18 protein-coding genes are annotated in these 21,630 nt (G+C 73.8%); 9 read left to right on the forward strand and 9 right to left on the reverse strand.

The window, feature by feature from the left end:
• The first annotated feature begins 168 nt into the window (after window positions 1-168).
• A complete protein-coding gene (locus tag CHF15_RS28405; protein ID WP_089226744.1) occupies window positions 169-1,311 on the forward strand; it encodes a glycosyltransferase family 4 protein in 1,143 nt (380 codons plus the stop codon).
• On the opposite strand, the gene CHF15_RS28410 is transcribed toward CHF15_RS28405, so the two are convergent.
• The gene (locus CHF15_RS28410; protein ID WP_089226745.1) at window positions 1,275-2,456 is read right to left on the reverse strand and encodes a glycosyltransferase; all 1,182 of its coding nucleotides are present in this window, start codon (window positions 2,454-2,456) and stop codon (window positions 1,275-1,277) included. The genes CHF15_RS28405 and CHF15_RS28410 overlap by 37 nt on opposite strands.
• Window positions 2,457-2,552: 96 nt before the next feature.
• Between CHF15_RS28410 and CHF15_RS28415 the strand changes: the two genes are divergently transcribed.
• Window positions 2,553-3,341, forward strand: a complete 789-nt coding sequence (locus CHF15_RS28415; protein WP_089226746.1) for a glutamate racemase — start codon at window positions 2,553-2,555, stop codon at window positions 3,339-3,341.
• 115 nt (window positions 3,342-3,456) lie between these two features.
• Complete coding sequence (locus CHF15_RS28420) at window positions 3,457-3,984, forward strand: hypothetical protein (protein ID WP_089226747.1); 528 nt, start codon at window positions 3,457-3,459, stop codon at window positions 3,982-3,984.
• 47 nt (window positions 3,985-4,031) lie between these two features.
• Here the strand turns inward: CHF15_RS28420 and yicI are convergent, their stop codons facing one another.
• The 4 genes from yicI to CHF15_RS28440 all read right to left on the reverse strand — a co-directional run bounded on the left by yicI (window position 4,032) and on the right by CHF15_RS28440 (window position 10,118).
• Window positions 4,032-6,371 carry an alpha-xylosidase gene (gene yicI / locus CHF15_RS28425; protein WP_089226748.1) on the reverse strand — a complete coding sequence of 780 codons (2,340 nt, stop codon included), beginning with the start codon at window positions 6,369-6,371 and terminating at the stop codon, window positions 4,032-4,034.
• Entirely contained in the window at window positions 6,368-7,765 is a 1,398-nt protein-coding gene (locus CHF15_RS28430; protein ID WP_089226749.1) for a GH1 family beta-glucosidase, read from the reverse strand. The genes yicI and CHF15_RS28430 overlap by 4 nt, the downstream gene beginning before the upstream one ends.
• Before the next feature lie 99 nt (window positions 7,766-7,864).
• A complete protein-coding gene (locus tag CHF15_RS28435; protein WP_089226750.1) occupies window positions 7,865-8,902 on the reverse strand; it encodes a LacI family DNA-binding transcriptional regulator in 1,038 nt (345 codons plus the stop codon).
• Window positions 8,903-9,050: 148 nt separating this feature from the next.
• Window positions 9,051-10,118 carry an O-antigen ligase family protein gene (locus tag CHF15_RS28440; RefSeq protein WP_089226751.1) on the reverse strand — a complete coding sequence of 356 codons (1,068 nt, stop codon included), beginning with the start codon at window positions 10,116-10,118 and terminating at the stop codon, window positions 9,051-9,053.
• A 157-nt stretch (window positions 10,119-10,275) separates the two neighbouring features.
• On the opposite strand from CHF15_RS28440, the gene CHF15_RS28445 reads away from it, so the two are divergent.
• From CHF15_RS28445 to CHF15_RS28455, 3 genes are all read left to right on the forward strand, one after another.
• The gene (locus tag CHF15_RS28445; protein ID WP_089226752.1) at window positions 10,276-10,761 is read left to right on the forward strand and encodes an NUDIX hydrolase; all 486 of its coding nucleotides are present in this window, start codon (window positions 10,276-10,278) and stop codon (window positions 10,759-10,761) included.
• A gap of 85 nt (window positions 10,762-10,846) precedes the next feature.
• Window positions 10,847-11,671: a 3-hydroxybutyrate dehydrogenase gene (locus CHF15_RS28450; RefSeq protein WP_089226855.1), complete on the forward strand. Its 825-nt coding sequence runs from the start codon at window positions 10,847-10,849 to the stop codon at window positions 11,669-11,671.
• A 66-nt stretch (window positions 11,672-11,737) separates the two neighbouring features.
• On the forward strand, window positions 11,738-13,666 hold the full coding sequence (locus tag CHF15_RS28455; RefSeq protein WP_089226753.1) for a helix-turn-helix domain-containing protein: 1,929 nt from the start codon (window positions 11,738-11,740) through the stop codon (window positions 13,664-13,666).
• Here the strand turns inward: CHF15_RS28455 and CHF15_RS28460 are convergent.
• Both CHF15_RS28460 and CHF15_RS28465 read right to left on the reverse strand, forming a co-directional pair.
• Window positions 13,657-14,076, reverse strand: a complete 420-nt coding sequence (locus CHF15_RS28460; RefSeq protein ID WP_245939082.1) for a VOC family protein — start codon at window positions 14,074-14,076, stop codon at window positions 13,657-13,659. The two genes, CHF15_RS28455 and CHF15_RS28460, sit on opposite strands and share 10 nt — an antisense overlap.
• Before the next feature lie 78 nt (window positions 14,077-14,154).
• Window positions 14,155-15,531, reverse strand: a complete 1,377-nt coding sequence (locus tag CHF15_RS28465) for an MFS transporter (protein WP_089226754.1) — start codon at window positions 15,529-15,531, stop codon at window positions 14,155-14,157.
• 268 nt (window positions 15,532-15,799) lie between these two features.
• Here CHF15_RS28465 and CHF15_RS28470 point away from each other — a divergent pair, with 268 nt between their 5' ends.
• Window positions 15,800-18,019, forward strand: coding sequence for an NADP-dependent isocitrate dehydrogenase (locus CHF15_RS28470; RefSeq protein ID WP_089226755.1), 2,220 nt, complete (start codon window positions 15,800-15,802; stop codon window positions 18,017-18,019).
• Window positions 18,020-18,108: 89 nt separating this feature from the next.
• Here the strand turns inward: CHF15_RS28470 and CHF15_RS28475 are convergent, their stop codons facing one another.
• Together CHF15_RS28475 and CHF15_RS28480 are read right to left on the reverse strand one after the other, a co-directional pair.
• On the reverse strand, window positions 18,109-18,837 hold the full coding sequence (locus tag CHF15_RS28475; protein WP_089226756.1) for an SRPBCC family protein: 729 nt from the start codon (window positions 18,835-18,837) through the stop codon (window positions 18,109-18,111).
• A gap of 95 nt (window positions 18,838-18,932) precedes the next feature.
• Window positions 18,933-19,589 (reverse strand): ArsR/SmtB family transcription factor, encoded by a 657-nt coding sequence (locus CHF15_RS28480; protein ID WP_089226757.1) that lies wholly within the window; start codon window positions 19,587-19,589, stop codon window positions 18,933-18,935.
• A 300-nt stretch (window positions 19,590-19,889) separates the two neighbouring features.
• On the opposite strand from CHF15_RS28480, the gene CHF15_RS28485 reads away from it, so the two are divergent.
• Both CHF15_RS28485 and CHF15_RS28490 read left to right on the forward strand, forming a co-directional pair.
• On the forward strand, window positions 19,890-20,732 hold the full coding sequence (locus CHF15_RS28485) for a nitrilase-related carbon-nitrogen hydrolase (protein WP_089226758.1): 843 nt from the start codon (window positions 19,890-19,892) through the stop codon (window positions 20,730-20,732).
• A 17-nt stretch (window positions 20,733-20,749) separates the two neighbouring features.
• Window positions 20,750-21,630 (forward strand): amidohydrolase family protein (locus CHF15_RS28490; RefSeq protein WP_143681651.1); only part of this gene is annotated, 881 nt, incomplete at its 3' end.

The raw sequence follows: 21,630 nt of genomic DNA on the forward strand, positions 1-21,630 counted from the left end.
TCACGTGGGAACACGGGCGCGGGGAAGTGCCCGGCCGGATGGTGCCGGAGGGTGACGGGGCCGACACTCTCGCGCACCAACAGGTCACCCGCACGAAGGAGGAACGCGGCGTTTCCGTGACTCCGGAGAACTTCGTCCCGGGAGGCCCCTGATGTGCCACAGTGAGCCATGCGCGTCGCCATGCTCTTCGGGCAGAACCGGCCGGCACGGCCGGACGAATGGCACAAGGCCGCGGCGGCCGTCGCCGACGTCGTCGACGTGGTGGCCGTCCACGCGTTGACCCTGCCCGCCGTCCGCGGGCTCCCCTACGCCGGCCGCGATCCCGAGCGGCCGCACCACTACCAGGTCGCCGTCCCCCACGGCGGCACCGTGGCGCGCCGGGTCACCGCGGGCCGCGTCGAGGGCGTGCTGCGCCACGAGGCGGCCGAGTGCGGCCGGTTCGACCTCCTGCACGGCCATCTGCCGGGCGCCCAGGAGCTGCTGCCCCGGCTCGCACGGTCCGCCGGGCTGCCGTACGTCCTCACCGAGGACGACCCCTGCCTGTTCGGCCACCCCACGCGCCCGCTCCCCGGCCGGCCCGCGCGACGGGTCCGCGCCCGGATCTACCGCGAGGCCGCCGCCGTCCTGGCGGTCAGCGACGCCGTGCTGCTGCGGCTCGGCGAACTCCGGCTCCCCGGCCGGCACCGCCTGGTCCCGCACCCCGTCGGCCCCGAGTTGCTGCCGCCGGTGCCCGCCCGGACCCGGATCAGCCAGGACCCGGTGCGGGTGGTGGCCGCCGGGCGCTTCGAGGCGTACGAGGGCTGGGAGGTGCTGGTCCACGCCTTCGCCACCGCCAGGGTCAGGGACCCGCGGCTGCGGCTGGACGTCATCGCCGAGGGGTCCGCCGAACTCCCCGCCGACGTGCGCGAGCTGATACGCAAGTGCGGAGTGGCCCACTTCGTCACGGTCCGCCGGGCCCGCGGCCGTGCCGAGGCGCTGCACACCGTCGCGCACGCCGACCTCTTCCTGATGGCGAGCCACGTGGAGAGCTTCTGCGTTCGCGCGCTGGACGCGCTGTGCTGCGGCACCCCCGTCGTCGGGACCCGCACCGGCGCGCTGCCCGAACTCGTCGGGCACGACGGCGGGGTGCTCGTCGAGCCGGGTGACGCCCCCGCCCTAGGCCGGGCGCTCGTGGAGGGCGCCGCCCGGCTGTCCGCGCGCCGGCCCACGGTCCTCGCCGACCGCACCCGGCGCCGCTACGGCACGGCGGCCGTCGGCGCCCGGCTCGCCGTCGTCTACGCCGAGGCGTCGTCGGGCCGCGGCCGCGCGTAGGTGCGGCCCTTCCACGCGGCCCCGCGGCCCCGGGCGTGCTGCACGGCCGAGTCGACCGTCATCAGCAGATAGAGGACCGCCGTGAACGGCAGCAGCAGCGCAGGCCAGGGCGGCTGCCGGTAGTAGCGGAGCATCGGCAGGTAGGTGCCGCACATCAGGGCCCACGCCGCCGCGCCCGCCGCGCACAGCCACCGGTCGCCGGCGAGCGCCCCGCCGATCGCGGCGAGCGGCGGGACCACGTACACGAGCAGCAGGCCGAGCACCGTGCCGGCCAGCAGCACCGCGCTGTGCCGCAGCTGCGCGTACGCGCTGCGCGACACCATCCGCCACAGCTCGGCCAGGCCCGGGTAGGGGCGGACGCTGTCGACCTCGTCGGCCAGGCCCAGCCAGATCCGCCCGCCCGCGCGCTGGACGGCCCGGGCCAGCGCCACGTCGTCGATCACCGCGTGCCGGATCGCGTCGGGCACCCTCGCGCGCTCCACCGCCGAGCGGCGGATCAGCACGCACCCGCCGGCGGCCGCGGCGGTCCTGGCGCGCGGCCGGTTCACCCGGCGGAACGGGTAGAGCTGCGCGAAGAAGTAGACGAAGGCGGGGACGATCAGCCGCTCCCAGGTGGTGGCGACCCGCAGCCGGGCCATCTGCGACACCATGTCCAGACCGGCGCCCTCAGCCGCGGCGACCAAGTGGCGCAACGAGTCCGGGCCGTGTGCGATGTCGGCGTCCGTCAGCAGCAGGAACTCCGGGCCGCCGGACGAGGTGGCCACCTCGATGCCGTGCCGCACCGCCCACAGCTTCCCTGTCCAGCCCTCCGGGACGGGCCCCGGCGAGACCACGCGCAGCGGCAGCCCGTCCGCCCGGTCCGCCAGCCCGCGGGCCAGTTCCCCGGTGCCGTCGCTGCTGCCGTCGTCCACCAGGACGACCTCGGCGCGTCCCGGGTAGCGCTGCGCCAGGACGCTCGGCAGGCTCCGCGGCAGCACCTGCGCCTCGTCCCGCGCCGGGACGACCACCGCCACGTCCGGCCACTCCCGCGGCTCCGCCGCGACGGCCGGCAGCCGCACGTCCGTCCGCCAGAACAGTCCCTGCGCCAGCAGCAGCCACACCCACGCCAGCAACGACACCACGGTCACCCACGTCAGCCACGTCACCCGGGCAGTCTGCCGCCGAGGCCCTCCCGCGTGCGTCATTTCCCCCGGTTCGGCCGCAGGGCGGGCCGACGATCGCATCGCGTAAGGTTGTGCCCCGTGAAGATCGCGCTGATGGACTCCGGTATCGGCCTGCTCGCCGCGGCCGCCGCCATCCGCCGGCTGCGGCCCGACGCGGACCTGGTGCTCTCCTCCGACCCCGACGGCATGCCCTGGGGCCCGCGCACGCCCGAGGACGTCACCGCGCACGCCCTGGCCTGCGCCCTCGCCGCCGCGGAGCACCGTCCGCAGGCGCTGATCGTGGCCTGCAACACCGCCACCGTGCACGCGCTGCCCGCACTGCGCGCGGCCCTGGAACCCGCCGTCCCGGTCATCGGCACCGTCCCGGCGATCAAGCCGGCCGCCGCCGGGGCCCGCAAGGTGGCGATCTGGGCGACCCCGGCGACCACGGGCAGCCCCTACCAGCGCGGACTGATCGAGGACTTCGGCAACGGCGCCGAGATCACCGAGGTGCCCTGCCCCGGCCTCGCCGACGCCGTCGACCGGGCCGACGAGGCCGCGACCGCCGGCGCGGTCGCCGCCGCGGCCGCGCTCACGCCCTCCGACGTCGAGGCGGTCGTCCTCGGCTGCACCCACTACGAGCTGGTCGCCGACCGCATCCGGGCCGCGCTGGCCGCCCCCGCGCTGCTGTACGGCTCGGCCGACGCCGTCGCCGCCCAGACGCTCCGCCGGATCGGCGCAGAGCCGCGGCCGGACGCCGCACCCACCGGGAGCCTCGCGGTGATCCTCAGCGGCCGGGCGGGCACCGTCACGCCCGAGGCCCTGGCCTACGCCGAGGGCCGTTCCCTCGGCGCCGCCGCCGCTCCCGCGGCGGCCGAGGCGTGCTGACCCGCACCGCGATCCACGCCACACGCCCCCCGGGCCCCGGCGCGCCGGTCCGTCTCGGCGCGTATCCCCCCGTGCAACGGTGCCAATACGCCGTGGGATGAGTAGGCTGCGCACTATGACGGACGCGCAGCGTGACGACGCGCGTACATCCCAGGTGTGGACAGGCCACGCGAGCAACCGGTTCCAGTGGCTCCTCGCAGCCGCGGGGGCGGCCTGCATGGCGCTCGGCATCGAGCTCGCCGTGACCTCGCCCTACACCTCGGGCACAGTGCCGCTGGTCATGTCGGTGGTGGGCTGCATCGCGGCGGGGCTGCTGGTGCTGTTCGGAACCCTCGCGTTCACGCACGTGCGCGTGAACGTGGACCGAGACGGGCTCCAGGTGCGCTGCGGCCACATCGGCGTGCCCCGCCGCCGGATCCGGTGGGAGGAGATCAACGACGCCCACCTCGCCCCCGTCGTCAGCCCCCGCCACTGGGGCGGCTGGGGCTACCGCTGGCGGCCCGAGCAGGGCACCGCGGTCGTGGTCCGCCGCGGGCCGGGTGTCGTGCTCGACCTCGGCAACGGCCGGCACTTCACCGTCACCGTGGACGACGCCGAGGGCGCCGTCCAGGCCATCCGCAGCCGGCTGGGCCTGCTCCCGTAGCCCGACAGGGCCAGGGCGCAGGCCCCGTACGGCCGGCGCGCGGTCACTCACGACCAGCGCGCCGTCACCCTCCCGGTTCCCGCGGCGCACGCCAGGAGCACGCCCAGCGCCGTGCGCTCGGCCGACACGGCGCCCTCGACCCCGTCCGTGACGTCCGCGCCGACGAGCAGCACGCTCCACGGCGCGGGCGGCGGGCGCTCGCCCAGGGCCTCGACCGTGACCGTGTCACCCGTACGGCCCACGCGGAAGACGGCGGCCGTCGAGCCGTCCGGAGCGGGCACGGCGGTGACCGTCGCGCCGCCGTCGGCCGGGGCGTGCACCCGCAGGGTGACCCCGTCCGCCCAGTCGTACTCCGGTGCCTCCTCGAAGGCGCCGAAGGGCACCACCGAGCCGGGTCTGGCCAGCAGCGGGAGCGTGTCGAAGCCGTGCGTCTCGCGCCGCCAGCCCGGGCCCTGCACGCGCTCGCCGGTCAGCAGGTGCGTCCAGGTGCCGGCCGGGACGTAGTACTCGACCTCGCCGTCCGCGCTGAGGACCGGGGCGACCAGCACGTCGTCGCCGAGCATGTACTGCCGGTCGAGGTGGTGGCAGGCCGGGTCGTCGGGGAACTCCAGCACCATCGCCCGCATCATCGGCGTGCCCTCGTCACGGGCCTGCGACGCCGCCCGGAACAGGTACGGCATGAGGCGGTTCTTCAGCCGGGTGAAGTCGCGGGTGACGGTGACCGCCTCCTCCCCGAACTCCCACGGCACGCGGTAGGACTTGCTGCCGTGCAGCCGGCTGTGCGAGGACAGCAGTCCGAACTGCACCCAGCGCTTGAACAGCGCCGGGTCCGGCGTCCCCTCGAAGCCGCCGATGTCGTGGCTCCAGAAGCCGAAGCCCGACAGCCCGAGCGACAGACCGCCGCGCAGGCTGTCCGCCATCGCCGTGAACGTCGACTCGCAGTCGCCGCCCCAGTGCACCGGGAACTGCTGCCCGCCCGCGGTCGCCGAGCGGGCGAAGAGCACCGCCTCGCCCTCGCCGCGCTCCTCGCGCAGCAGGTCGAAGACGACCTGGTTGTAGAGCTGCGCGTAGTAGTTGTGCATCCGCTCCGGGTCGGAGCCGTCGTGCCACACCACGTCGACCGGGATGCGCTCGCCGAAGTCGGTCTTGAAGACGTCGACGCCTTGCCGCAGCAGCGCGCGCAGCTTCTCCGCGTACCAGGCGCGGGCGGCGGGGTTGGTGAAGTCCACCAGCGCCATCCCCGGCTGCCACAGGTCCCACTGCCACACGTCGCCGTTCGGCCGCATGACGAGGAAGCCCTCGCGCATGCCCTCGGCGAAGAGCGCCGACTTCTGCGCGATGTACGGGTTGATCCAGGCGGAGACGCGCAGCCCGCGCTCCTTGAGCCGGGCGAGCATGCCCTCGGGGTCGGGGAAGACCTCCGCGTCCCAGGTGAAGTCGCTCCACTGGTACTCGCGCATCCAGAAGCAGTCGAAGTGGAAGACGCTCAGCGGGATCCCGCGGTCCGCCATCCCCTGCACGAAGTGGCTGACGGTCGCCTCGTCGTAGGAGGTGGTGAAGGAGGTCGACAGCCACAGGCCGAACGACCAGGCCGGCGGCAGCGCGGGCCGGCCGGTGAGGGCCGTGTAGCGGGCCAGGATCTCCTTCGGGGTGGACCCGTGGACGACGAAGTACTCCAGCGACTGGTCCTCGACGCTGAACTGCACCTGGTCGACCACCTCCGAGCCGACCTCGTACGAGACCTTGCCGGGGTGGTTGACGAAGACGCCGTAGCCGCGGTTGGTGAGGTGGAAGGGGACGTTCTTGTAGGCCTGCTCGCTGATCGTGCCGCCGTCCGCCTGCCAGATGTCCACGGTCTGGCCGTTCTTCACGAACGGGGTGAAGCGCTCGCCGAGCCCGTACACCAGTTCGCCGACGCCGAGCGACAGCTGGGCCACCATGAAGTGCCGGTCGTCCGCGTCGGTGGCGAAGCCCGTGCCGCGGGCGCCGGCCGAGGTGAGGGTGCGGCCGTCCGCCGTGAAGTCCAGCCGCCACGGGGCGGAGGTGTCGACGCGCAGCGTCAGTCCGCCCGAGGCCAGCTCGAGCACCGAGCCGTCGCGGGAGGTCTTGCCGCCGCCGCCGTCCGTGGCGCCCGGCAGGCCGAACTCCGGGCCGCGGCGGGCCTTCCCGGCGTGGTGGGTGGTGCGCACCCCGATCACGCCCTCGGCGGGGGACCAGCACTCCACCGTCAGCAGCGGGCTGTTGAGCGTGTCGCCGCGGCGGTGCACCGGCTTCACCGGGGCGTGCAGGACGATCCGGTCGTCCGCGACCGAGGCGTCGGCGACGGAGGTCGCGTACTTCGCCGTGACGCCCGGGCGCATCATCCAGAAGCCGTCGGTGAACTTCACGACTGGTCCTGCCGTCCCGCCCGGTGGGCGCCGATCAGGTCGCGGTACCAGCCGTAACTGGCCTTGGGCGTGCGCTTGGCGTCGTTGTCGTAGTCGACGTGGACGATGCCGAAGCGCTGGCCGTAGCCGCGGGCCCACTCGAAGTTGTCCAGCAGCGACCAGACGTAGTAGCCGCGCACGTCCATGCCCGCGTCCATCGCGGCGAGGAGCGCGTGGAGGTGGTCGCGCAGGTAGGACACGCGGTCGGCGTCGTCGACGCGGCCGTCGGGGGAGACGACGTCGGCCTCGGCCGAGCCGTTCTCCGTGATGAAGGCCGGCGGCAGCGAGGGGTAGCGTTCCTTGAGGTCGAGCAGCAGCGCCGTGAAGGACTCCGGGACGACGGGCCAGCCCATGGTGGTGTGCCGCGTCCCGTACGGGTCGGTCTCGCGCACGCCGATGTCGACGGCGGTACGCAGGGCCGGCTCGGGCTCGCGGTGCGGGGCGTCGACGACGGTGAGGGGGCGGTAGAAGTTGAGGCCCACGAAGTCCAGCGGCGCCCCGATGACCTCCAGGTCGCCCTCGCGGCGGTACGAGCCGTCGGCGAGCGCGCCCCACGTCTCGGCCTCGCCCGTGGGGTAGCGGCCGGCGAACAGCGGCTCGGTCCATGTGTCGTTGTGCAGCGTCTCGGCCCGGCGCAGCGCGGCCAGGTCCGCGGCGGAGTCGCTCGCGGCCTCGATGCGGTCGAGGTTGAGGGTGATGCCGACCTCGCGGGCGCCCGCCTCGCGCAGGGCGCGCACGGCCAGGCCGTGGGCGAGCAGCAGGTGGTGGGCGGCGGCCAGCGCGCCGGTGCCCTCCTGGGCGCCGGGGGCGTGCCGGCCCTCGGCGTAGCCGACGAAGGCCGAGCAGTACGGCTCGTTGAGGGTGATCCAGCGCTCCACGCGGTCCCCGAGCCGCTCGGCCACGGCGGCCGTGTACTCGGCGAAGGCCTCGGCCGTCGCGCGGTTGCGCCAGCCGCCCTCGTCCTCCAGGGCCTGCGGGAGGTCCCAGTGGTAGAGCGTCACGGCGGGGGAGATGCCCGCGGCGAGCAGGTCGTCGGTGAGGCGGTCGTAGAAGTCCAGGCCCTTGCCGTTGACGGCGCCGCGGCCCTGCGGGACGACACGCGGCCAGGAGACGGAGAAGCGGTAGGAGTCGACGCCCAGGTCGGTGAGGAGGCGGACGTCCTCGGCGTGGCGGTGGTAGTGGTCGCAGGCCACGTCACCGGTGGCGCCCTCGGCGGTGCGGCCCGGGGTGTGGCTGAAGGTGTCCCAGATGGACGGCCCGCGGCCGTCCTCGTCGTGGGCACCCTCGATCTGGTAGGCGGCGGTGGCGGCACCGAAGCGGAAACCGGGAGGGAAGACCGGGAAATCGGTGGACATGGGGGTGTGCTCCCTGGGCTCGGGTGGATTGCGGTCGGTCGGGTGGGAACGGAGAGCGGAGAACGGCGGATGTAGAACGGCGGCCGGACGGCGCCGGGTTCAGGCGTTCGCCGCGCGTGGGCCGGGCGGGGCGATCCGCGGGCCCGGCACGAACGCCGGGGGGATCAGCAGGTGCCCGGGCGGGGTGGGGGACGTGCCCTGTGTGCGGGTGGCGATGGCCTCCGCGGCGAGTCGTGTCACCGCGGCGGACATCTCCGGGACGGGCAGTTCGACGCGCGGCAGGTCCTGGCCCCCCAGGTCGTCGGGCAGGTTGCCGACCGCCACGACCGCGAGGTCCTCGGGCACCCGCAGCCCCTCGGCCGCCACGGCGGCGAGGATGTGCGGGAGCGCGGCGACGTGCTGCACCACCAGTGCGGTGGGCGGGCGTTCCCCGTGCAGCAGCGTGCCGATGCGGCGGGCCAGCCGCGCCATGTCCCCGGTCGACTGGTGCACGCGCACGTCGGCACCGGTCTCCGGCGCCGCGCGGCGGGCACCGGCCAGGCCCCGGATCGCGTAGCCGCGCTGCGCCTGGATCTCGCGCTCGGTGGTGGCCAGGTACGCGATGTCCCGGTGGCCGGCGGCGGCGAGTTCGCGGACGGCGAGGGTGGCGGCCGCCTCCCAGTCCAGGTCCGTCCACGGCAGCGCGGCGTCGTCGGCGGAGCGTCCCAGCAGCGCGGCGGGGAAGCCGAGTTCGAGCATGGCCGCGATGCGCGGGTCGTCCATCTCGACGGCCATCAGGATGGCGGCGTCCGCCTGGCCGCTGCGTGCGATGCGGCGCAGTCCCGGCACGCCCTCCTGCGCGGTCATGAGCAGGACGTCGTACCCGTGGGCGCGGGCTGCGTCGCTGATCTCGATCGCGAAGCGCCCGTCGACCGCCCGGTAGCCGCCCGCCACGCGGGGGAGCGCGAGCGCCAGCACGTTGGTGCGCGTGCTGCGCAGGGTGCGGGCGCTGGCGCGCGGGTGGTAGCCGAGCTCGTCGATCGCCTGCTGCACGGTGCGGCGGGTGTCCTCGGAGATCTTGCGGGAGCCGCTCAAGACGTACGACACGGTGCTGGGCGCGACCCCGGCGCGCTGGGCGACGTCCTTGATGGTGGTCATGCGGCTCCTTCGCGGCCCCTGTACCGGTACCGGTTGTCGAATCGATTCGTCGAATCGATTCACCACTACGGTGCACGATGCTACGTCGGCGCCCCGGGGTGAGGCAATGGGCCCCTGTCGCCCGTGGGGCGGCGGGGCGGGCCAGCGCTCATGGGTCCGCGCCGTGGTCCGGGGGAGCGCTGAGCGGGCGGGAGGTGGCGAGCCCGGCGAGGAGGCCGGCGCCGGCGGTGACGACGGGGTAGCTGAGGACGTGGTCGACGGCTGACTGCATGGCGAGGCCGGTCAGCGCGGCCGCGGCCGTCAGGACGACCGGGGTCGGGCGCGGGGAGCGCTGGAGGGCCCAGAGCAGCCAGACACAGCAGGCGGCGAGCAAGGCGACGCCCGGCACGCCCTGCTCCGCCGCCAGTTGCAGGGGCGCGGACTGCGGGGTGCCCGCGCCGGTCGCCGACGGCGCCGTTCCCGCGCCCGCCTCGGTGAAGCGGCCCGGGCCGATCCCGCGTACGGGATGCTCCCGGGCGGTCTCCAGGGCGTCGCTCCACAGCCGGACCCGGGCCGGGGTGAGCTGCCCGGACAGCGAGGCCGACAGGCCGGGCGGCAGCGCGTCGACGGCGACCGCGCACGTGCCGCCGACCGCCACGACGAGGGCAAGGGCCAGGCCCGCGAGACCGAGCGCGCGGCGCGTGCGGTCGGCGGCGAGGGAGCACAGGACCACCCCGAGGCACGCGGCGAAGCCCGCCGCGGAGCCGACGGCGAGCGCGAACCCGGCCGCGGTGGCGCCGAGCAGGCGCAGGCCCACCCGGAGCGGGCGTGACCGCGCGGCCCAGGCGGCGCAGCAGGCGGCGCCGGTGGCGAGCACCATGAGCGCGGCGTCGGCGTTCGCGTACCCGAGCGGCGGGGTGTCCGGGCCTCCGGACAGCCGGCCGGGCAGGGCGATCACCAGGACGACCACGGTGAGGGCGGCCACGGCGGGGACGCCAACCGGCCGCAGGGCGCCGCCGATGCGACCGGCCGCGTATCCGGCGGCGACCGCGAGGACGGCCAGGAGCACCCCTTCCGGGCGGGCCGGGCGGCCCGCCGCGGCGACCAGCGACCACACCGCGCAGCCGGCGAGGACCAGCGCGCCGACGGCGTCCGTCCATCCGGAGCGCGGGCGCTCCGCCTGGCCGCCCGCGGCAATCCCGGCGCCCGGCCGCGCGCCACCGGTTCGCGTGTCCATCACCCGCACCCCCTGACCCCCGGGGAACCCCCCGACCCCGGGGGTCACCGTAACCGCTGGGGCCTTCGGATGTGGAGGTCCGGTGCGCGAACGGCAAGTGCCGCGATCGCGGGCGTGATCCACGGGAGGGCACGGCCGAGGACGTAGGCTCGGGGGCGTGCCGATTCCCGAATTCCTTCGCGAGCTGCGGGCCCTCGTCGGCCACCGGCAGCTGCTCCTGCCCGGTGTCACGGCGGTCGTCCTCGACGACGACGGCCGCGTCCTGCTGAACCGGCGGGCGGACAACGGCCGTTGGTCCCTCATCGGCGGCATCGCGGAACCCGGCGAGCAACCCGCCGCGACCGCCGTCCGCGAGGTGCTGGAGGAGACCGGGGTACGGGCGGTCGCGGAGCGTGCCGTCCTCGTCCAGACGATCGACCCGGTCCTCTACCCCAACGGGGACCGCTGCCAGTACGTGGACATCACCTTCCGCTGCCGGGCCGTCGGCGGGCAGGCCCGGGTCGCGGACGACGAGTCGCTGGACGTCGGCTGGTTCGACGTGGACGGTCTGCCCGACCTCGGCAACCACGGGCGGCTGCGCCTCAAGCACGCGTTGACCGACGGCCCCACCTGGTTCGAGCCCGCGGGCCCGCCGCCCGAGTGAGTGTGCGCCGCCCCCACGGGCGGTGACATGAGTGTGGGCGGCGCACACATCGGTCGGGGCCCGCGCGCTGCCTAGCCTGCAGTACATGACGCTCACGCCCCCCGCGCCCCGTCCCGCAGCAGGCCCCGTCCCGCCGTCCGGAGTGCCGGACCTGGACGGACGCACCGCGCTCGTCACCGGTGCCGCCGGCGGCATCGGCCGCGCGTGCGTCCTGCGCCTGGCGGCCGCCGGCGCCAAGGTGCGGGCCGCGGACCGGGACGCCGAAGGCCTGGCCGAGCTCGCGGGACAGGCCGCGGCGGGCGGCCGCCCCGGGGCCGTCGAGACCCTGACCCTGGACCTGACCGACCTCGACGCCGCCGAGCAGGCCGCCGAGGGCACCGACATCCTGGTCAACAACGCCGGGCTGCAGCTCGTCCGCCCCATCGAGGACTTCCCGCCCGAGGTCTTCGCCACGGTGCTGCGGGTGATGCTGGAGGCCCCCTTCCGGCTGATCCGGGGGGCACTGCCGCACATGTACGGGCAGGGCTGGGGCCGGATCGTGAACATCTCCTCCGTCCACGGACTGCGGGCCTCGGCCTACAAGAGCGCCTACGTCTCCGCCAAGCACGGGCTCGAGGGGCTCTCCAAGACCGCCGCCCTGGAGGGCGCGGCGCGCGGCGTCACCTCGAACTGCATCAGCCCCGCCTATGTGCGCACCCCGCTCGTCGAGCGGCAGATCGCCGACCAGGCGGCCGCGCACGGCATCGAGCCCGAGCGGGTCGTCACCGAGATCATGCTCGCCGACTCCGCCGTGAAGCGGCTGGTGGAGCCGGAGGAGGTCGCCGAACTCACCGCCTACCTCTGCTCGCCGCAGGCATCCTTCATCACCGGTGCCTCGCTCAGCATGGACGGTGGATGGACGGCGCACTGATCTGCCGGTATCCCTGACAGCGTGCCGCGTGACCCAGAAGAAGCCCCCGACGACCACGGCGGAACCATGGCCCCCCACAGCCCTTCCGACGCACCCTTCCTGCGGCTGCTCGCCCGCGGGGCACCGGCCGAGGAGTACGAGCGGCCGGTCCTCGCGGCCCGTGCGGAGGGCGCGCCGTCCGCCGTGCTCGCGGAGATGGAGCAGGCCAAGCTGCTGGCCCTGCGCGTGCGGGCGGAGCTGGAGGGCCGGCGGCGGCGCGAGGCCGAGCTGTCGGCGCTCTTCGAGACGGCCGGCGACCTGGCGGGGCTGCGTGACCTGGACTCGGTGCTGCAGGCCATCGTGCAGCGGGCCAGGTCGCTGCTCGGCACGGACGTCGCCTACCTCAGCCTGATCGACCGCAAGGCCGGGGATACCTACATGCGGGTCACCGAGGGATCGGTCTCCGCCGAGTTCCAGCGCGTGCGGCTCGGGATGGGGGAGGGGCTCGGCGGCCTGGTCGCGCAGACCGCCCTGCCCTATGTCACCGACTCCTACTTCGACGACGAGCGCTTCCGGCACACCCACCCGATCGACTCGGCGGTGCACGACGAGGGACTGGTGGCGATCCTCGGCGTGCCCCTCGTGCTCGGCACCGGGGTCATCGGCGTCCTGTACGCCGCGGACCGCCGGGCCCGGGTCTTCGAACGCGGCCAGATCGCCCTGCTCGCCTCCCTCGCCTCGCTCGCCGCCGTCGCCATCGACACCGCGAACCTGCTGGACGAGACGCGCTCCGCGCTCGCCGACCTCGGAACCGCCAACGAGACCATCCGCAACCACAGCGCCGTGCTGGAACGGGCCTCCGAGGTGCACGACCGGCTCACCGAGCTCGTCCTGCGCGGCGGCGGAGTGGACGACGTCGCGGACGCCGTCGCCGAGGTGCTCTCCGGGACGGTGCGAGTCGTCGGCACCGAGCGCGATCCCGTCCCCGACGCGCTCGCCGACGCCGTCGCCCGCTCCCGGAAGGACGGCCACGCCGTACGGCAGGGCGAGACCTGGACGGCCGCCGTCACCGCGGGCGGCGAACTGCTGGGCGCCCTGGTGCTGCACGGCCACCCCGGACTCGACCCCGTCGACCAGCGCACCCTGGAGCGGGCCGCGATGGTCACCTCCCTGCTGCTGCTCGCCCGGCGCACCGCCGCCGAGGCCGAGCAGCGCTTCCGCGGCGAACTCCTGGACGACCTGCTCGACGCCCCGCACCGCGACCCCGGACTGCTGCGCGAACGCGCGGGCAGGCTCCGCGCCGACCTCGACGCCCCGCACGTCGTGCTCGCCGCCCGCGTCGACGAGGAGCACGCCGGGGCCGCCGCCGACCGGCAGCGGCTCTGGTCGGCCGCCTCCCACCTCGCCGCCACACGGCGGGGCCTGGCCGCCGCGCGCGACGGCGGCACGGTGCTGATGCTCCCGCTGGAGCCGGGCTCCGACGCCTCCGCCACCGCCCGCCGCATCGCCCAGCAGCTGGGCACGGCGGTGCAGGCGGCCGTCACCGTGGGGGCCTCGGGCCCCGTCCGCACGCCGGGCGGCGCTCCCGGCGCCGTCGCCCTGGCCTACGCGGAGGCGCAGCGCTGCGGTGACACGCTGCGCGCCCTCGGCCGGGCCGGGGAGGGCGCCGCGGGCGACGACTTCGGCTTCCTCGGCCTGCTGCTGACCGGGTCGCGCGACGTCGACGGCTTTGTGCACCGCACGATCGGCGCCGTCGCCGACTACGACGGCCGCCGGGGCACCGATCTCGTGCGCACCCTGGACGCCTACTTCGCCAGCGGCATGAGCCCGGTACGCACCAAGGACGCCCTCCACGTGCACGTCAACACCGTCGCGCAGCGCCTGGAGCGCATCTCCCACCTGCTCGGCGCCGACTGGCAGTCCCCGGAGCGCGCGCTGGAGATCCAGCTCGCGCTGCGCCTGCACCGGCTCGCGGCCGGGCGGCCGGACCCGTCCGGGCCCGCCGGTCAGGACTGATCCGCGCCCGCGACCAGCTCCACCTCGAACCCGTCGCCGTTCTCCAGATAGGCGGCGTAGTGCTCCTCGCCGCCGGCGTGCGGATGCAGCTCGGGGAACATCAGTGTCCAGCCGTGCGGCGGCGAGCGCGTCACCAGCGCGTCCAGCTCCGCGCGGCCCGCCACATGGAAGGCGAGGTGGTTCAGCCCCGCCCTGCGGCGTTCGTGCCGCCCCACGACGAGATCCGGCGACCGCTCGACGACGATACAGGTCGCCCCCAGCCGCCAGCTGCGGCCGGCCTCCCACCGCTGGTACCGGTCGTAGCCGAGCTCGCCCAGCAGCCAGCCCCACTCGGCGTCCGCGCGCTCCAGATCCGCGACCCACAGCTCGACATGGTGCAGCACCCCCGTCACCGCTCTCCCGTCACCCACGGTCACGACAGTAGACCCCGCCACCGACAGCGGCGGGGTCCACGCATCGAGGGTGCGGACGGTGGCCGCCCCCCCGGGTCAGCCCACCCGGCCGGACCGGGCCAGCGGGGCGTCCTGCGCCGTCTCGGCATCGAGGGCGTCGAGGTCCCGGCCGCGCGTCTCCTTGGCCACCCCGACCGCGACCAGCGTGAGCAGGGCGGCGGCGATGACGTACAGCGAGATCGGCACCGAGCTGTCGTAGGCGGCGAGCAGCGCGGTCGCGATGAGCGGCGCCGGGGCGCCCGCGGCCACGGAGGCGAACTGGGCGCCGATGGAGGCGCCGGAGTACCGCATGCGGGTCGCGAACATCTCCGAGAAGAAGGCCGCCTGCGGCGCGTACATCGCACCGTGCAGCACCAGACCGCCCGTGACGGCCAGCAGCAGCGCGGGGAAGCTCCTCGTGTCGATCAGTGCGAAGAAGGGGAAGGCCCACAGCCCCACGCCCGCCGCACCCAGCAGATACACCGGCCTGCGCCCGACGCGGTCGGAGAGCGCGCCCCAGGCCGGGATCACGGCGAAGTGCACCGCGGAGGCGATGAGCACGGCGTTGAGCGCGGTCTGCTTCCCCAGGGCCGCGTGCTCGACGGAGTAGACGAGCACGAAGGCGGTGATGACGTAGTAGCTGATGTTCTCCGCCATGCGGGCGCCCATCGCCACCAGGACGTCCCGCCAGTGGTCACGGAGCACCGACACCAGCGGCAGCCGCTCGATCGCGGACTCCTCGGCCTTGCGCGCCTCCGCCCTGGCCAGCGCCGCCTTGAACACGGGCGACTCGTCGACCGACAGCCGGATCCACAGCCCCACCATGACGAGGACGCCCGAGAGCAGGAACGGGATGCGCCAGCCCCACGAGGTGAAGGCGTCGTCCGAGAGCAGCGCGGTCAGCGCGGACAGCACGCCGGTGGCCAGCAGCTGGCCGGCCGGGGCACCCGTCTGCGGCCACGACGCCCAGAAGCCGCGCCGCTTCGCGTCGCCGTGCTCCGACACGAGCAGCACCGCGCCGCCCCACTCGCCGCCGAGCGCGAAGCCCTGCACCAGCCGGAGCATGGTGAGCAGCACCGGTGCGGCGACGCCGATCGTGCCGAACGTGGGCAGCAGGCCGATGCAGAAGGTCGCGCCGCCCATGAGCAGCAGGCTCAGCACGAGCAGCCGCTTGCGCCCGAGGCGGTCCCCGTAGTGGCCGAAGACGAGGGCGCCGACGGGGCGGGCGGCGAAGCCGACCGCGTAGGTGAGGAACGACAGCAGCGTGCCGACCAGGGGTTCCTCGTTGGGGAAGAACAGCTTGTTGAAGACCAGCGCGGCGGCGGAGCCGTAGAGGAAGAAGTCGTACCACTCGATGGTGGTGCCGATGAGGCTCGCCGCGACGATTCTGCGGAGCGAGCCGGGTGCGGTGGGCGCGGGTGCCGGGGTTGCCATGGTCACCACTTCCGGGCGGGGGACGGGGACGTTTCCGATGTCGCCACACCGTAGAAACGGCCACGTCACGCTCCCATGTGGTGGAACACCACAGTTGCGCCCCCGGGTATCCGGGCGGGCCCCATGAGAGTGGCCCGCGGGGTCCCCGGCGGTGCCCGGCGCGGCGCCGGGGGCGGTCCCGGCCCGCCGGGAGGGTCCATTCGAGTGGTCGCCGCTCACGAGATATCTTGATGTCGAGCAATGTTGCAGACGTGGAGCGGAGCACCCGGTGACTGACTCGACCATCATCTATACGCACACCGACGAGGCGCCGGCGCTGGCGACGTACTCGTTCCTGCCCGTGATCCAGGCGTACGCGTCCACGGCCGGAGTCGCCGTGGAGACCCGTGACATCTCCCTGGCCGGGCGCATCATCGCCAGCTTCCCCGAGTACCTGGAGGAGGGCCAGCGCATCGCCGACGCCCTCGCCGAGCTCGGCGAGCTCGCCAAGACCCCGGCCGCCAACATCATCAAGCTGCCGAACGTCTCGGCCTCGATCCCGCAGCTGAAGGCCGCGGTCGCCGAGCTGCAGGCGCAGGGCTACGCGCTGCCGGACTACCCGGACGACCCGAAGTCCGACGAGGACAGGGACGTCCGCGCCCGCTACGACAAGATCAAGGGCAGCGCCGTCAACCCCGTCCTGCGCGAGGGCAACTCCGACCGCCGTGCCCCCGCGTCGGTGAAGAACTACGCCAAGGCGCACCCGCACCGCATGGGCGCGTGGTCGGCCGACTCCAAGACGAACGTCGCGCACATGACCGCCGACGACTTCCGTTCCACCGAGAAGTCCGTCGTCATCGCCGAGGACGGCGCCCTGCGCATCGAGCTGGTCGGTGACGACGGCACGACCACCGTGCTGCGCGAGTCCGTGCCGGTGCTCGCCGGCGAGGTCGTGGACGCCTCCGTCATGCGCGTCGCCGTGCTGCGCGAGTTCCTCGGCGAGCAGGTCGCGCGCGCCAAGGCCGAGGACGTCCTGTTCTCGGTGCACCTGAAGGCCACGATGATGAAGGTCTCCGACCCGATCGTCTTCGGCCACGTGGTCCGCGCCTTCTTCCCCAAGACCTTCGCCCGGTACGGCGAGGCCTTCGCGGCGGCCGGCCTCACCCCCAACGACGGCCTCGGCGGCATCCTCAAGGGCGTCGAGTCCCTGGCCGACGGTGCGGCGATCAAGGCCTCCTTCGAGGCCGAGCTGGCCGAGGGCCCGGCCCTGGCCATGGTCGACTCCGACCGCGGCATCACCAACCTGCACGTCCCGAGCGACGTCATCGTCGACGCCTCCATGCCGGCCATGATCCGCACCTCCGGCCACATGTGGGGCCCGGACGGCCAGGAGGCCGACACCCTCGCGGTGCTCCCGGACAGCAGCTACGCCGGCATCTACCAGGCCGTCATCGAGGACTGCCGTGCGCACGGCGCCTTCGACCCGGCCACGATGGGCTCGGTGCCCAACGTCGGCCTCATGGCGCAGAAGGCCGAGGAGTACGGCAGCCACGACAAGACCTTCGAGATCCAGCACACCGGCACCGTCCGCCTGGTCGACCGGGCCGGCAACGTCGTCCTGGAGCAGGCCGTCTCCGCCGGCGACATCTTCCGCGCCTGCCAGACCAAGGACGCGCCGATCAAGGACTGGGTCAAGCTCGCCGTCACCCGCGCCCGCGCGACCGGCGACCCGGCGGTGTTCTGGCTGGACGAGACCCGTGCCCACGACGCGAACCTGATCGCCAAGGTCAAGCAGTACCTGCCGGAGCACGACACCGAGGGCCTGCAGATCGAGATCAAGTCCCCGGTCGAGGCCACCGAGTTCTCCCTCGAGCGCATCCGCCGCGGCGAGAACACGATCTCCGTCACCGGCAACGTGCTGCGTGACTACCTGACCGACCTGTTCCCGATCCTGGAGCTGGGCACCAGCGCCAAGATGCTGTCGGTCGTGCCGCTGATGAACGGCGGCGGCCTCTTCGAGACCGGCGCCGGCGGCTCCGCGCCCAAGCACGTGCAGCAGCTGGTCAAGGAGAACTACCTCCGCTGGGACAGCCTCGGCGAGTTCCTCGCGCTCGCGGTCAGCTTCGAGCACCTGGCGACGACCACGGGCAACGCCCGCGCCCAGGTCCTGGCCGACACCCTCGACCGCGCCACGGGCACCTTCCTCAACGAGGACAAGTCGCCCAGCCGCAAGCTCGGCGGCATCGACAACCGCGGCAGTCACTTCTACCTGGCGATGTACTGGGCCCAGGAGCTGGCCGGGCAGACGGACGACGCGGAGCTGGCCAAGGCGTTCGGCCCGCTCGCCCAGACGCTCTCCGACAAGGAGCAGGCGATCGTCGACGAGCTGATCGCCGTGCAGGGCTCCCCGGCCGAGATCGGCGGCTACTACCAGCCCGACCCGGCCAAGGCCGCGGCCGTCATGCGTCCGTCCGCGACCTTCAACGAGGCGCTGGCGACCCTCGCCTGACGCGACGGGCGGTACGCCCGGAGCGCGGCACGACGCGAACCGCCCCGGCTGGTGATCCAGCCGGGGCGGTCCCGTGTCCGGGGCAGGCGTTACGCGAAGACGCCGGCCAGCCAGGTCTGCCAGCGTTCGCCGGCCCGCTCGCCGTCGGCACCGGGGGCGAAGTCGTGCACGCTGACGCCGACCGGCGCGCCGAAGTGGTTGCGTCCGAAGATCCGGTACATCGCCTCGTCGGTCCGCAGACCGACGAAGTAGCGGTTGCGGTAGTCGACCACGGCCTCCACCGGCCCTGCGCCGGGCAGTTCGACGCGCACGGTGGCACCCTCGACGGCGTCGTCCGGCACCCCGAGGGCGCGGGCGACGACCTCCAGGGCGTCCGGAGCGGTGGACGCGGCGGGACCGTTCACGGTGGCGAAGGCGGCGGGCCGCCCGGTGAAGTGGGTCAGGTACTGGCGCAGGGTGTGCAGGTAGAAGTCGGTGTGCTTGCTCGCGCCGTCGTACTGGTTGTCCCAGTCGTCGACGAAGACGCCGCTGTGCACGTAGCGCACCCAGGCACCGCCGCCCTCGCGCTCCTCGATGACGTGCTCGAGCTGGTTGAAGGTCTGGTTCCCGTCGGCGCCGAGGCCCTCCGACCGGGCGATCAGGTGGTGCGGCGGGTCCCAGGCGGTGATGGTGCCGCCGAAGGACGCGGCACCGCCCTTGCGCGGCTCGAACTCCTGGGGCCAGAGCCAGCCCGCCGAGCCCGTGGTGACGGCCTCCCAGACCTCCTCGGGGCGCGCCTCGGTCTCGTACTCGCGGACGATCTCGAATTCCTTGGGCATGGTGCTGCTGGCTCCTCGGGGGACGGGCTCGGGCGCCCGGACGGCGGGTCGAATGACGGCGTGGGTGGCGCGGTGGTGACGTACGGGGAATTCCCTCACGGGGACTGCTCGACGGCTGCCGGCACCGTGCTTCCGGCGGCCGGCCCGGACTCCGCGACCGCGGGAGCGGCGTCCTTCACGGTGGGGTGGAGCGCGACCACGATGCGGTGCTCGCGACCGCCTTCGGCCTCCGCGTCGTGGTACTTGGCGATCAGAGCGCTCACCCCGCGGGTCAGCTCCTCCACGAACGCGGCCCGGTCGGCCGCGGAGGCGAAGCGCACCTCGCCGTCGAGGGCATAGGTCGCGAGCCGCTTGCGGGCCCTGGCCGCGCCGGTGATCAGGGTGCCGACGTCGCGGACGAGGCGGGCGGCGACGGCCAGCAGCCAGCGCGCGGACAACTGGTCGCGGAAGCGCCCGGGGTCCGGCTGGACGGCGGCCAGCGCGAGCGGGGAGATCACGTACGAGGCCGCGGTGGCCCGCATCAGCCGCTCGGTGACGTTGCCCTTGCGGCGCTCACCGGCCAGCTCCACCAGGCCGTGCGCCTCCAGCGTCCGCAGGTGGTAGTTCACCTTCTGCCGGGGCAGCCCGACCCGGGCGGCGAGCATGGCAGCCGACGCGGGCCCCTCCGCCAGTTCGGCGAGGAGGCGGGCCCGTACGGGGTCCAGGGTGGCGGCGGCGGCCGCCGAGTCCTCGATCACGCTCACGTCCAACATGGCTCCACCATCTCACCGACAAATTATTTTGTCCAGCCCACATTTCTTGTCAGTTGGTCGCGGACACCGGCCGGTAACGCCGGCGCCGGGGACGAAACGCCGATTTCACCTGCCGCGCGAACGCCCCTGACACACCGGTGGGCGGTGTCCGCGCAGGTGACGCGGCGGAACGCCGTGGGCCCCATCGCGTTACACCGTGGTACTCCACCCCGCACCGCACGGCTCCTAATGTCAGCCGTCAAGCGGCCCGGAGTTCACCTCCGCGGCCCGCTCATTGCCGCGACGTCGGAGGGAAGACCGATGAGTCGAGTAGTGCGCGCCGCGCTCGTCCAGACGAAGTGGACCGGCGACAAGGAGTCGATGACCGACCTGCACGAGCGCTACGCCCGTGAGGCCGCGGCCCAGGGGGCGCAGGTCATCGGCTTCCAGGAGGTGTTCAACGCCCCGTACTTCTGCCAGGTGCAGGAGCCCGAGCACTACCGCTGGGCGGAGCCGGTGCCGGACGGCCCGACGATCGTGCGGATGCAGGCGCTCGCCAAGGAGCTCCGCATGGTGATGGTCGTCCCGGTCTACGAGATCGAGCAGGCGGGCTTCTACTACAACACCGCCGCCGTGATCGACGCCGACGGCAGCTATCTCGGCAAGTACCGCAAGCACCACATCCCGCAGGTCAAGGGCTTCTGGGAGAAGTACTACTTCAAGCCCGGCAACCTCGGCTGGCCGGTGTTCGACACGGCCGTCGGCAAGGTCGGCGTCTACATCTGCTACGACCGCCACTTCCCCGAGGGCTGGCGGGCGCTCGGCCTCGCCGGCGCCGAACTGGTCTACAACCCCTCCGCCACCTCGCGCGGGCTCTCCTCCTACCTGTGGCAGCTGGAGCAGCCGGCCGCGGCCGTCGCCAACGAGTACTTCGTCGCCGCCATCAACCGGGTCGGCCAGGAGGAGTACGGAGACAACGACTTCTACGGCACGTCCTACTTCGTCGACCCGCGCGGCCAGTTCGTGGGCGACGTCGCCTCCGACAAGGAGGAGGAACTCGTCGTGCGCGACCTGGACTTCGGGAAGATCGAGGAGGTCCGGCAGCAGTGGGCCTTCTACCGCGACCGCCGCCCCGACGCCTACGGCCCGTTGACCGAGGCCTGAGGAGAGGGAGGGAACCCGTGAGCCGAACCCTGATCCGCGGCGGCCTCGTCATCACCGCCGCGGACGAGGTCCACGCCGACGTCCTCGTCGAGGACGAGAAGGTCGTCGCCCTCGCCGCCGCCGGCAGCACGGTCGCCGAAGGATGGACGGCCGACACCGTGATCGACGCGACCGGGAAGTACGTCATCCCGGGCGGTGTGGACGCGCACACCCACATGGAGCTGCCCTTCGGCGGCACCTTCGCCTCGGACAGCTTCGAGACCGGCACCCGGGCCGCCGCCTGGGGCGGTACGACGACGATCGTGGACTTCGCCGTGCAGTCGGTGGGCGAGTCGCTGCGCGCCGGTCTGGACACCTGGCACGCGAAGGCCGAGGGCAACTGCGCCGTCGACTACGCGTTCCACATGATCGTGTCGGACGTGAACGAGCACAGCCTCAAGGAGATGGACCTCCTCGTCGACGAAGGGGTCACCTCCTTCAAGCTGTTCATGGCCTACCCCGGGGTCTTCTACAGCGACGACGGCAGGATCCTGCGGGCCATGCAGCGCGGCGCCGCCAACGGCGGACTGGTCATGATGCACGCCGAGAACGGCATCGCCATCGACGTCCTGGTCGAACAGGCGCTGGCGGCCGGCCGGACCGACCCCCGCTACCACGGCGAGGTACGGCGCGAGCTGCTGGAGGCCGAGGCGACCCACCGCGCGATCCGGCTGGCCGAGGTGGCCGGTGCGCCGCTCTACGTCGTGCATGTCTCCGCCGAGCAGGCCGTCGCGGAGCTGGCGACAGCCCGCGACCGCGGCCTCAACGTCTTCGGAGAGACGTGTCCGCAGTATCTGTTCCTGTCCACGGACAACCTCGCGGAGCCGGACTTCGAGGGCGCCAAGTACGTGTGTTCCAC

The sequence above is a fragment of the Actinacidiphila glaucinigra genome (genome assembly GCF_900188405.1).
GTDB classification, from domain to species: domain Bacteria; phylum Actinomycetota; class Actinomycetes; order Streptomycetales; family Streptomycetaceae; genus Actinacidiphila; species Actinacidiphila glaucinigra.